Here is a 12,644-nt window from a genome sequence, read left to right as displayed (position 1 = left end):
AAGGACATGTGGAGATGCCCTTCTTTTAAATCACAGATCTTAAATATATAGAAAGAGGATAGTATGAAAAAAATATTAGTTATTTGTTTAGTCATGTTAATGCTTGTGGGGTGTAGTAATGGCGGAGGTGGCAAACCGACAGTAATGAATCAAAAGTCAGACAAAGAAGCTTATGAGAATCTAATGGAAATGACAGTACTTGCGGATTCCATGAACAAGGATGGAGAAAAAGAGACTGAAAGTTTCCTATTCTACGTACCTAAATCAAAATATGCGGATGTATACAATAACAGTGCATTCTCTTCAGAAAATGGATTGTCCATTGATGTAAGTATCAATGATTACATGTATGAAGAAGGTGAATATGCGGATAACGTAATTGGCTATGTTCAAGAAGGATTAATGGAAAATTCAGGATTATTAAAAGTTGTGCGTGAATCAGAAATCGTAGTTGATGAAACAAGAGATAATGCATCTTATAATTCGTTAATTATTCAAGAAAGTTATGATAATCAAGGTGAAGTAGTATATAACTATGTAGCTGCGAAAGAAATAAGCCCGAAACAAAGAGTCTTAATACAAGTTACTATTTATGCATCTGAATACAATAAACTTACAGAAGCAATGATGAAAGAACTTAATGAATATTATGGTATTGAAATTGGATTCAATTTAGAGGAAGCAACCGAAGCATTAAAACAATTTAACTTAAATCCACCTACAACGAAGAAATATGATGCATATGATTTTTCTTTCGAAATTCCATTTAATTATGGATTGGATTATGAGTTATCTGATTACACAGAAGACGATTACATTTTTGGCCCTGATGGAGATGGATCATATTATGATTCCAACTTAGAAGTAATGGTAATTACTGATGAGGCACCTCAATATACTGCGGATGAATTAATTATTACAATAACTGAATTATTTACTGAATATGAAGGCGGATTAACGGAAGTATCAGTATCTGATTTTACATCAGAAGGTAAATCAAATATTCGTTGTAGAATCTATGGTGATGGTGAATATTTAGATGGTTATATAGTAAGTATGGAGAATTATTTGATTTATGTATCTGCCGTTACGGACAAGGAAGAACTTGATGCACAACAATTGGAAATCATTCAAAATGTAATTCATTCATTAGAACTTTCATACTAAAAGAAATGAAGATAACTACAAAAGTGAGTTTGTGAAATAATTACTTATGTGGTTCACCTTGACAATTAAAGGTACAGTCGATAAACTAAACATATAAAACTTAAATCTTGCCTGTTACTGATGGAATGTGAGCACACAATGTAACGGGATAACAAGTCATGTCGACCATCTGGGCAATTCATTTCTTTTGAGTTGCCTTTTGTTTTATACTATTGCATAGGAGGGTAATATTATGGAAAATGCATATCGCGGATTTAAAGGTAATCAATGGCAAGAAAGTATTGATGTAAGAGATTTTATACTTTCGAATTATACAGAATATACAGGAGATGATCAATTCCTTGTAGATGCAACAGATAACACGAATCAATTAATGGAACATGTGAATGATCTATTGAAAAAAGAACATGAAAATGAGGGTGTTTTAAGTGTGGATACAGAAGTTATTACTTCGTTGACAAACTATGCACCAGGATACATTAATAAAGAATTAGAATTGATTGTTGGGTTACAAACGGATGAACCATTAAAACGTGGTGTTAATCCTTTTGGTGGTATTCGTATGGCTAGAAGCGCAGTAGAGGCTTATGGCTACAAATTATCAGACACAATAGAAGAACAGTTCAAATATAAAACAACTCATAATGATGGGGTGTTTAGAGCATATACAGATGAAATGAGAGCAGCACGTAAAGTAGGATTAATTACAGGACTTCCAGATGCTTATGGTAGAGGAAGAATCATTGGTGATTATCGTCGTGTTGCATTATATGGTATTGACCGCTTAATTGAAGAAAAGAAAAAAGATAAGATTTTACTTGGACAACAAGGGCTTGGACAAGATGAAATTCGTCAATTGGAAGAATTATACCAACAAATTACTTTCTTAGGTAAATTAAAAGAAATGGCTGCAATGCATGGGTTTGATATTTCTAAACCAGCAGAAAACGCTAAAGAAGCAATCCAATGGACTTACTTTGGTTATTTAGGTGCAATTAAAGAACAAAATGGTGCTGCAATGTCTTTAGGTAGAGTTAGTACATTCTTTGATATCTATTTTGAACGAGATATACAAGAAGGAATTTTAACTGAAACTGAAGCACAAGAATTGATGGATCAATTTGTGATTAAATTACGTTTAGCTCGTCATTTAAGAACACCAGATTACAATGAATTATTTGGTGGCGATCCAATGTGGATTACTGAAGTATTAGGTGGTATGTCATTAAATGGTAAGAGTCTTGTAACTAAATCAAGTTTTAGAATGTTACATACTTTAATTAATTTAGGATCGGCACCAGAACCAAACTTAACAATTTTATGGTCACAACAATTACCAGAAGGTTTTAAAAACTTCTGTAGTAAAATATCGATTCTTACAGATTCAATTCAATATGAAAATGATGATGTTATGCGACCAATTTATGGTGATGATTATGCAATTGCATGTTGTGTATCAGCAATGAAGATTGGTAAGCAAATGCAATTCTTTGGTGCAAGATGTAACTTACCTAAGCTTCTTCTATTAGCGCTTAATGGTGGCGTAGAAGAGAAGAAGGGTGTTGAACTTGGTCCGAAGATGGATAGCATTGTTAATGGACAACCACTTAATTATGATGAAGTAGTTAAACGTTTAGATACATATATGACATGGCTTGCAGGGTTGTATGTAAATACAATGAATATTATTCATTATATGCATGATAAATATGCATATGAAAAAACACAAATGGCATTACATGATACAGAAGTAGAACGTTTTATGGCATTTGGAGTTGCAGGTATTTCTGTAATTGCAGATTCATTAAGTGCAATTAAGTATGCAAAAGTAACACCGATATTGGGTGAAAATGGAATCATTGAAGATTTTAATATTGAAGGTGATTTCCCTAAATATGGTAACGATGATGATCGCGTAGATTTCATCGCAAAAGAATTAGTAGAAAAATTCATTGGAGAACTAAGAAAGCATAAAACATATCGTAATGCGATTCATACACTATCAGTTCTTACAATTACATCAAATGTAGTATATGGTAAGAAAACAGGAGCTACACCTGACGGTAGAAATGCAGGAGATGCATTTGCGCCAGGGGCTAACCCAATGCATAATCGCGAAACAAACGGTGCTGTAGCTGCATTGAACAGTGTTGCGAAGATTCCATATGAAGCATGTCGTGATGGTATCTCAAATACATTCTCTATTGTTCCAAATTCTTTAGGTACAAATGAAGATGAAAGAATTCACAACTTAGTAAATTTACTTGATGGTTACTTTGTACAAAATGCACATCATTTAAATGTTAATGTATTAAACAAGGAACAATTAATTGATGCTTATGAAAATCCGGGTAAATATCCAAATTTAACAATTCGTGTTTCTGGATATGCGGTTAATTTCCATCGATTATCTCGTGAACAACAAAAAGAAGTTATCCAACGTACATTCCACACAACATTATGATTGGCAAAATAAATTCATTCCATTCATTTTCAACAAGTGATGGGCCAGGTATCCGTGCCGTATTGTTTATGCAAGGTTGTCCATTACGCTGTAAGTGTTGTCATAATCCTGAAACATGGGAATATGATAAAGGAATTGAAATGAGTGTAGAAGAAGTTGTAGAAAAAATAAAAAAAGGCATCACTTATTATAAGAATGGTGGAGTTACTTGTAGTGGTGGTGAAGCCATCATGCAAGCACCTTTTGTGACTAATCTATTTAAGGCTTGTCACAAATTGGGATTACATACTACTTTGGATACAAGCGGATGTTTATTGAACGAGGATGTTAAAGCGTTATTAAAAGAAACAGACTTAGTCTTGTTGGATATAAAAATGACAAGTGAGGACAAGTATGATGCATTTAGTAAAGGATCACTAAAGAAAACATTAAATTTTCTAGATTACCTTGAGGAAATGCATTGTAAGACTTGGATACGTCATGTAGTTATACCAACCATCAATGATACTCAAGAAGAAACTTTACAGTTAAAAAAATTACTTCAAAAATATACCTGTATTGAAAAAGTTGATTTTCTTCCCTATCGATCGCTTTGTGATTCAAAGTATGATGAGTTGGGTATAGAATATCCATACAAACATATTCAGGATGCAACAGATAAAGATATTGAAAGAATCAACAAATGGTATGACCAATAACCACTACAAACTTGTAGTGGTTTTCTTTTTATCTTGGGCTATAATAAGGTAGTGAATGGGTGGTGGAGGAAAAATATGGATATAAAAAAAGAGATAATTCATTGTATAGAAATCGAAGATAAAAAAAATCCTTTTACTGATGAAACCATTTCAGACAAGTTAGATTTATCTCGTGAGGTTATCACAAGAGTAAGAAAAGAACTTAAAATACCAGATTCAAGAGATAGAAGAAAAAACGAGCTAATTCGTGTTATTAATGATTTATTAGAAAAAAATGATCATATTTCAGACCGTGCATTAACTAAACAATTGAATGATGCACAATTTATTGTAGGGAAATATGTTGTATCAAAAATTAGGACTGAATTACAAAATAAGTATCCAAAGATGAATGAAAACCAAAATGCTTTTCATCATATAATTGGTGAAAAGGGATCGCTAAAGAATATTATTCAGCAAGCTATAGCGGCTGTCAGTTATCCACCTAATGGATTACATTGCTGCTTAATGGGTGGATTTGGTAGTGGTAGAAGTGTTTTGGTTTATGCTATGGCGGAGTATGCAAAGATATTGAACCAAGATAAAATTGTACCTGTATATGAGATAGATTGTATTGATTATTTAGAAAGACCATTAATTCTATTAGAGAATTTATTTGGAAAAGAAAACACAGCGGGATATATTGAGCAAGAAGAACTGGCTTTTATTTATGTAAAGAACATAGAGTTTTTTCCTCCGCAAGGATTAGAAGTATTATATCGTTATTTGGATAAAAGACAGTTTACTCGCTTAAATGATAATGCAACAATTCGAACAAGTAGGGCACTGATTATAAGTAGTATTCATATGAAGGCAACATCAACAGTAAGCAAAGAAATACTTCGCCATTTTGCGATGAAAATAGAAATGCCTAAATACATTAATCGTACTTTAACAGAAAGAATTGAGTATATAAAACAAGCTTTTATGTCAGAAAGTCAACAAATGAATTTAGATATAACAGTAAGAAGAAATGTATTGATCTCATTAGCAAGTACAGATTATGCTGAGAATATGAGACAACTATTTGCTGAAGTAAAGACAGCCTGTGCAAAAGCATTTGTTGAAAGTAAAGTTAACGAAAAGAAAGAATTAATTATTGAATCACGTTTCTTGAGTGATACTTTTGCAAACCTAAGAACGCAACAAGAAAAAGATGTGAATACATGGATAAGAGGGGATTTAGTTTTTATTGCTAAAGAAGAAAAGATATTCTCCCGAACAAAATTAAATGATAGTTGGGATAATTACAGTAAGTTAGAAAAAAGATTTACTGAATTAAAACAAGCAGGATTACCTAATGAAGAAGTAGAGAAAAAATTATCAGAAGAAATAGAACTAAGTTTACTTCAGCAAATACGGGATGTACAAAAAAATAAATTATCAAGAGAAGAAATTTCGATTATAGCAGGTGAGGATATTCTTAATCTTTCACAATCAATTTATGAAAGAGCAAGATTAGATCTGCCTTTCTTAAATGAGGCAATTGTCTTTCCATTAGCGGTACATTTAAAAATGTTGAAAGATAGACAAGCGACGAAACAACATTTATCAAGTGAACTAAAACAAATTAAGGATAGTTGTCCAAAAGAGTTTTTTGTGGCAAGAAACATCTTAGATAATTTATCTTCTAAAGTAAATATTCCGCATTTGAATGAAGAAGCAGGGTATCTTGCGATATATTTTCAAAAGTTTCAAAGCAATTATAATGTAGACTCAAAGCGAATTGCAGTTCTTGTAGTTTCACATGGTCATGTAGCGAGCGCAATGGCAGAAGCTGCTAATGTAATACTAGGTGAAAATCATGCGTATGGCTTAGATTTGGAGTATGAAGATACACCCAAAATGATGTGTGACAAAGTTATTTCAAAAGTTAAACAAATAGATGAGGGTAAAGGTACGATCATCCTTGCAGATATGGGGTCGTTATTACAAGTTCGAGCTAAAGTTGAAGAAGCATTAGGAATTCATGTTGGAGTATTGGGTAGAGCTGATACACTACTGGTGATAGAGTGTATGAGAAAAACACTTTGGACACAAGATAGTTTAGAAGAGATCTTAACTTCAATTGATGAAAAAGAAACGATGAATATTTATGAAAATCAAAATTCTCCTAAATCTAAAAAACCAGCAATACTAACTTGTTGTATTACGGGTGAAGGAGCTGCAATTCATTTGGAAAATTATATTAGACATCAATTTGAAACAGTGTTTAAGAAATTAGAATGGTTACACATTGGTTATATTGATGAGCAGGGTATTCAAAATAAAATTACCGCATTATCAAAAGAATATGAGATTATTGCGTGTGTTGGTACAATAAATCCAAATGTAATTGATCTACCTTTCTTTTCAGCAGAAGAAATACATCAACGAGAAGGATTGGAAAAACTTAAAAATTTAGTCATATCCAATACGAATTTCTATAATCCTTTAGAAGATGTATTGCATGAGGATTGTGTATATATTGAACATAATCGAGTAACAAAGGAAGAAATATTAGATAAGATCGTTACTAAACTAGCAAATGATGGTTATGTTACAGAATCATTTTTACTTAGTGTTTATAAAAGAGAGTCTTATTTACCAACGTATCTAAAAGGAAACATGGCAATTCCTCATGGAGAGACGCAATTTGTCACAAAACCAGTCATTCATATCACAAAATTGGACAAACCAATTTATTGGGATGGAGAGAATAAAGTTGATTTCATCTTCACAATAGCGATTGATGAAAACCATAGAACTGCCTTTGAAGAACTATATCAACACATAAAAGAACCTGAATTCATGGATATTTTAAAAACATGCAAAACAGAAAAAGAGATATTTAAAAAGTTTTTTGGATAATACAGTATTAGACAAAGAAAAGTCCCCCTTCGACATATACTAATAGCGAAGGGGGACTTTTCTATGACAGTGTTAACAAACTTCCCTAAGGTTACAGTAATTTTAAGAGGTTACAATTATGAAAGTGTACGTGCAGTTGTAAGGGCAATGCGGGGCACAAAATTACAATCTGTTGAAATTACAATGAACTCAGAAGGTGCTATAGATATTATTAAAAAAATTGTTAGTGAATTTGGGGATGAAATACAAGTAGGGGCAGGAACAGTATTAACTTTAGAACAGGCTAAAGCATGTATAGATGCTAATGTAAAATTTATCTTGTCACCAACAATGTTAAGCAGAGAAATATTAGATTATTGTACAAAACACAAGGTGGTTAGTGTACCAGGTGCATTATCCCCAACTGAAATCAAACAATCACTTGAAGATGGTGCAAACATAGTTAAAATATTTCCAGCGGCACGTTTGGGAGCAAAATATATCCAAGATATTAGTGCACCACTTGGTAAAATGCCTCTTATGGTTGTAGGAGGAATCAATGCAGAGAATGTTGAAGAATACTTTAAAGCCGGTGCTAGTTATGCAGGTATTGGATCAGGTATATTTGACAAACAAGATATCATTACCTGTAATGAAGAAGCATTGAAAAAACAAATTGAATACTTCGAAACAAAAATAAACTGGGGAGAATAAACGAATGACAAATTATGATGAATCTCAGATCATCGTCATCGATGGTGAGTTAACAAAAGAAGAAGCATTGGAGAAGATGGCAATGTTACTAGAAGAAAAAAAGTATGTTAAGAATACATATTTAAATGCAATTCTAGAGCGTGAAGAAACATACCCAACAGGTATTGATACTGAAGGAATTAATGTGGCGATACCTCATTGCGATATTGCGAATGTTAACGAAGCGGCACTATGTGTTGGGGTATTAAAACATCCAATAGAATTTGCAAAGATGGATGATCCAGATACAAATATCAAAGTTTCAATGATTATAATGATGGCTCTTACAGAGCCACATGGACATATTGAAATGCTTCGAAAAATTATTGCTTTGATTCAAGATCAAGAAGTGTTATCAGAGATTATCAAAACTGATAGTCCCAAGACAATCTATGACTTGACTAAAGATAAATTACTTTAAGTAAAAGAAGGAGAAGAAGATGAAAAGAATTTTAATTGCATGCGGGAATGGGGTAGCAACATCAACGGTAGTGGCTAGCAAAATCAAAGACAAATGTGCTGAAGAAGGAATCGATGTTTCAGTAGTACAATGTAAGCTTTTAGAAGTGGAGTCTAAAGCGTCTGAGTTTGATTTATTAGTTACAACAGGTAAATACTCTAATGATGATATTACGATTCCAGTAGTAGGTGCTATCGCACTATTAACAGGAATTAATGAGGAAGAAACATTAGACAACATCGTTAGTTATTTAAAATAAACAGAAAAGGGAGATAGAAAAAAATGAATGCAATATTAGATATAATTTATGCAGGGTTTCAGACAATACTAAACGCTGGTTCATTAGTAATGTTGCCGATTATTATTACATTAATTGGACTTGTGTTTGGTGTAAAGTTTTCAAAAGCATTTAAATCAGGGATAACAATCGCAATTGGTTTTGCAGGTATTAACTTAGTTGTAAACTTATTAAAAAGCAACATTGGACCTGCTGCACAAGCAATGGTTCAAAACTTTGGAATTAATTTAGATATCATTGATGTAGGATGGGGTGCTATAGCATCAGTAACTTGGGCATCGCCTATTATTGCGATTCTAGTATTCGAAATTCTATTTATCAATGTTGTAATGTTAACTCTTAAATTAACAGATACAATGGATGTTGATATTTGGAATTATCATCATATGGCAATTGTAGGTATCATGGTTTACTTTGCAACAAACAGTGTATTCCTTGCTATGGGAGCTTGTGCTGTGATGGCAGTTATCACATTTAAATTCTCAGATTGGACTCAACCGCTAGTAGAGAAATATTTTGGAATTCCAGATGTGTCATTACCAACTGTATCAGCAGTCTCATCAGTTATTATTGCAGCTCCAATGAACTGGTTAATTGATAGAATTCCAGTTATAAATAAAATTGATTTCTCAGTTTCAAGCGCAAAAAAATATTTAGGTTTCTTTGGTGAACCAATGATGCTAGGTATTATCCTAGGCGTTGGTATTGGATTATTAGCAAAATATGATCTTGCTCAATCATTTAACTTAGGTGTTAACATGGCAGCGGTAATGGTGTTAATTCCAAAGATGACTTCACTATTTATGGAAGGGTTAATGCCAATTTCAGAAGCAGCAAAAAAATTCTGTCAAAAGAGATTCAAAGGAAGAAAATTATTTATTGGTCTTGATGCAGCAGTAGTTGTAGGTAATGAAAACGTTATTACAACTTCATTAATCTTAACTCCACTTGTTATTGCATTAGCGGTAATTCTTCCTGGAAACCGTGTATTGCCATTTGCAGACTTAGCCGTATTAACATTCCGTGTTGCGCTAGTAGTTGCTATCTGTAAAGGGAATTTATTTAGAAGCATTATTATTGGATTAGTTACAATGGCAGCGGTTCTATTAGCTGGAACAATAACATCTCCAGTATTAACAGCATTAGCAACATCAGTTGGATTACAATTTGATGGTGGTATAGCGTCATTTGCGGCAACAGCACTAACAGAAAGTTTCTTGGTATTCGAAGCCTTTACTCGAAATCCAATGATTTCAGTACCAGTACTTCTAGTTGTATTCGGTAGTGTATGGTTCTTTATGAGTAAGAAAAAGAAAGCAGTACAAACAGAAGAAAACTAAAGAGGGTGAAAATCCTCTTTAACTTTATTCAAAGGAGAAATAGATGAAAAGAGCAATCGATAAATTAGAACCATTTCAAAAAGCAATCTCAAAAGCACACTTAGCATCTGCTGGAGTATCTATTGATGCATTGAATGAGAAACCATTAATAGCTATTGCGAATAGTTGGAATGAGATTTGTCCAGGACATGAGCCGTTAAGAAAACTAGCAGAAGAAGTTAAAAAAGGTATTCTTGAGGCAGGTGGAGAACCTATTGAATTTAATACAATTGCAATGTGTGATGGCATAGCTCAAGGACATTCTGGAATGAGATATTGTTTACCACACCGTGAGATTATTAGTGATTCATGTGAAGCGATGATTGTAGGTGAAGGAGTATTTGATGGCGTTGTATATTTAGCATCGTGCGATAAGATTGTTCCAGCAATGTTGAATGCAGCAGCAAGAATTAATTTACCGAGTATAATTGTGACCTCTGGTCCATGTTATGCAGAAATTAAACCTAATGAGTCGAAGGAATTAAGACAAAAATTTCTTCGTGGAGAGATTAGTGAGAGAGATGTTATTGAAGGCACACTAAAATATTATACTGGTCCAGGTATTTGTCCATTCTTAGGTACAGCAAATACAATGGGTTGTTTATGTGAAGCATTAGGAATGATGTTGCCACAAGGTGCTTTAATACCGAGTTCAACAAGTATGAGACGTTTTAGTGCGAGAGATAGTGGAGTAGCATTAATGCATCTTGTGAAGAATGACATTACCCCTTCCCAAATCATGACACAAGATGCATTAGACAATGCAGTTACAGTGTTAAGCGCAATAGGAGGATCATTGAATGCTTTGATCCATTTACCAGCACTAGCACATGAATTAGGACTTAAACTTGAGTGGAGTGATTTTGCGAATACTACAAGTGAAGTTCCAGTTATTTGTAATATTGTTCCTAATGGTAATTTGACCTGTGTGGATTTATATAAAGCAGGAGGAATTCCTGCGGTTATGAAATCAATCGAGAAGTTTTTAAATGTAGATTGTTTAACTGTAACAGGTAAGACAGTTAAGGAAGAATTGAATAAGAAAATTGACATCGATCGAAACGTAATTAGAACCATCGATGATGAAAAATCGGTTGCAAACGGAATTCAAGTTTTATATGGTAACTTAGCACCTGAAGGTGCATTAGTAAAAACTAGTGCTGTTCCAGTTGAATTACACCAGTTTGAAGGTATTGCGAGGGTATTTAATTCAGAAGAAGAATGTTTTGAAGCATTCAATAAAAAGTTAATACAACCAGGAGATGCACTAATTGTTCGATACGAAGGACCTAAAGGTGGACCAGGTATGAAGGAGCTACATAGGATTACAGAAGTTATGAAAGCTATTCCAAATACAGCTATTATTACCGATGGTAGATTTTCAGGAGCATCCGGAGGATTGAGTATAGGATATCTTTGTCCTGAAGCAGCAGAAGATGGTCCGATATCAATCGTTGAAGATGGGGACAAAATTCATGTTGATTTAGCGAATAATAAAATTTATGTTGATTTAACAGATGAAGAGATTCAAAATAGAATAAAGATGAAAAAGCCATTTAGCCATCAACAAGAAAAGGGTTTACTTGGACGATATGCAAAATTGGTAAATTCTGCAAAAGAGGGAGCAATACTTAAATAGCATGTTGAAGATGATTGTATCAGATTTAGATGGAACTTTTCTAACAGAAGATAAAAAGATATCTCAAGAAAATTATGAGTTACTAGAAAAGTGTCATCAATATAATATTTTATTCATACCTGCATCAGGAAGACTATTATCTGGAATGAATCAAGAAATCGTCGATCATCCAAGTGTTTTATATGCAATTTGTGGTAATGGTTCTTCTATCTATAGTATTAAGGATAGAAAAGAATTATTCTTTTGTGGACTTTCAAATAACTTGGTTATTGATTTATATAACAAACTAAAACATTTTGACATTACATTTGATATCTTTTCGAACAATGAAGTATATACACAAAAAAGCGTAATGGAGCGGTTGCATGAGTTTAACTTAGATAAAGGAATATATCATTATGTGATATCAAGTAGAAAAATTGTAGAGAATGATATGATTCAATTTATACGCTCATGTTCGCAAATTGATCGCTTGAATATCTTCTATAAAGATGATGATACAAAACGTAAGGTAATTGATATTACAAAGCAGTTCTCAGAACTAACTACATCATCATCACTGAAAACTAACATAGAAGTCATGAACAAAAAAGCATCAAAAGGTAATGCGTTAAAATGGCTGTGTGATAGACTCGATGTAAATTGTGAAGAAGTAGTTGCATTTGGAGATGCGAATAATGATGTAACGCTACTACAAAACGCAGGAATTAAAGTAGCTATGGGAAATGCATGTATCGAACTGAAATTAATTGCAGATACAATCACCACTTCAAATGAAGAGTCGGGTGTAGCAAATTATTGCTTCAAACATTTTGAAGAATTGAGTAAATAATTAATAATTTGAAAGAGAGATGTATAACGGTGTACATCTCTTTTGTATTCTTTAGAGTGAGATGATTAATAACAGAGTATAAAGTT

Annotated in this window: 10 protein-coding genes; all 10 read left to right on the top strand. The window is 33.0% G+C overall.

Translation table 11 applies throughout. From position 1 onward, the window contains the following. Positions 1-63 precede the first annotated feature (63 nt). The 10 genes from RR643_RS02300 to RR643_RS02255 all read left to right on the top strand — a co-directional run bounded on the left by RR643_RS02300 (position 64) and on the right by RR643_RS02255 (position 12,558). Positions 64-1,167: a hypothetical protein gene (locus RR643_RS02300; RefSeq protein ID WP_332469599.1), complete on the top strand. Its 1,104-nt coding sequence runs from the start codon at positions 64-66 to the stop codon at positions 1,165-1,167. Between the two features lie 232 nt (positions 1,168-1,399). After that, positions 1,400-3,631 carry a formate C-acetyltransferase gene (gene pflB, locus RR643_RS02295; RefSeq protein WP_332482189.1) on the top strand — a complete coding sequence of 744 codons (2,232 nt, stop codon included), beginning with the start codon at positions 1,400-1,402 and terminating at the stop codon, positions 3,629-3,631. Beyond that, entirely contained in the window at positions 3,628-4,329 is a 702-nt protein-coding gene (gene pflA / locus RR643_RS02290) for a pyruvate formate-lyase-activating protein (RefSeq protein WP_332482188.1), read from the top strand. The genes pflB and pflA overlap by 4 nt, the downstream gene beginning before the upstream one ends. 75 nt (positions 4,330-4,404) lie before the next feature. Then, positions 4,405-7,218, top strand: coding sequence for a PTS sugar transporter subunit IIA (locus RR643_RS02285; RefSeq protein ID WP_332482187.1), 2,814 nt, complete (start codon positions 4,405-4,407; stop codon positions 7,216-7,218). A 63-nt stretch (positions 7,219-7,281) separates the two neighbouring features. After that, complete coding sequence (locus tag RR643_RS02280) at positions 7,282-7,911, top strand: bifunctional 4-hydroxy-2-oxoglutarate aldolase/2-dehydro-3-deoxy-phosphogluconate aldolase (RefSeq protein WP_332482186.1); 630 nt, start codon at positions 7,282-7,284, stop codon at positions 7,909-7,911. A 4-nt stretch (positions 7,912-7,915) separates the two neighbouring features. Continuing rightward, positions 7,916-8,371, top strand: coding sequence for a PTS sugar transporter subunit IIA (locus RR643_RS02275; RefSeq protein ID WP_332469604.1), 456 nt, complete (start codon positions 7,916-7,918; stop codon positions 8,369-8,371). 19 nt (positions 8,372-8,390) lie between these two features. Next, entirely contained in the window at positions 8,391-8,669 is a 279-nt protein-coding gene (locus RR643_RS02270; RefSeq protein WP_332469605.1) for a PTS sugar transporter subunit IIB, read from the top strand. A 23-nt stretch (positions 8,670-8,692) separates the two neighbouring features. Beyond that, on the top strand, positions 8,693-10,048 hold the full coding sequence (locus RR643_RS02265) for a PTS galactitol transporter subunit IIC (RefSeq protein WP_332469606.1): 1,356 nt from the start codon (positions 8,693-8,695) through the stop codon (positions 10,046-10,048). Between the two features lie 43 nt (positions 10,049-10,091). Further along, positions 10,092-11,726, top strand: coding sequence for a dihydroxy-acid dehydratase (gene ilvD / locus RR643_RS02260; RefSeq protein ID WP_332469607.1), 1,635 nt, complete (start codon positions 10,092-10,094; stop codon positions 11,724-11,726). 1 nt (position 11,727) lies between these two features. Further along, entirely contained in the window at positions 11,728-12,558 is an 831-nt protein-coding gene (locus RR643_RS02255) for an HAD family hydrolase (RefSeq protein WP_332482185.1), read from the top strand. Positions 12,559-12,644 lie beyond the last annotated feature (86 nt).

This window comes from Anaerorhabdus sp. (assembly GCF_036637135.1).
Classification (GTDB): Bacteria; Bacillota_I; Bacilli_A; order Erysipelotrichales; family Erysipelotrichaceae; genus Anaerorhabdus.
The sequence above is the reverse complement of the archived record's forward strand: the minus strand, read 5'-3'. Positions and strand labels throughout refer to the sequence as shown.

Bases quoted from the DNA above. Each gene is read 5' to 3' on its own strand.
- pflB (WP_332482189.1), top strand. From the start codon at position 1,400: ATGGAAAATGCATATCGCGGATTTAAAGGTAATCAATGGCAAGAAAGT.
- RR643_RS02300 (WP_332469599.1), top strand. From the start codon at position 64: ATGAAAAAAATATTAGTTATTTGTTTAGTCATGTTAATGCTTGTGGGG.
- ilvD (WP_332469607.1), top strand. From the start codon at position 10,092: ATGAAAAGAGCAATCGATAAATTAGAACCATTTCAAAAAGCAATCTCA.
- RR643_RS02275 (WP_332469604.1), top strand. From the start codon at position 7,916: ATGACAAATTATGATGAATCTCAGATCATCGTCATCGATGGTGAGTTA.
- RR643_RS02255 (WP_332482185.1), top strand. From the start codon at position 11,728: ATGTTGAAGATGATTGTATCAGATTTAGATGGAACTTTTCTAACAGAA.
- RR643_RS02270 (WP_332469605.1), top strand. From the start codon at position 8,391: ATGAAAAGAATTTTAATTGCATGCGGGAATGGGGTAGCAACATCAACG.
- RR643_RS02265 (WP_332469606.1), top strand. From the start codon at position 8,693: ATGAATGCAATATTAGATATAATTTATGCAGGGTTTCAGACAATACTA.
- RR643_RS02280 (WP_332482186.1), top strand. From the start codon at position 7,282: ATGACAGTGTTAACAAACTTCCCTAAGGTTACAGTAATTTTAAGAGGT.
- pflA (WP_332482188.1), top strand. From the start codon at position 3,628: ATGATTGGCAAAATAAATTCATTCCATTCATTTTCAACAAGTGATGGG.
- RR643_RS02285 (WP_332482187.1), top strand. From the start codon at position 4,405: ATGGATATAAAAAAAGAGATAATTCATTGTATAGAAATCGAAGATAAA.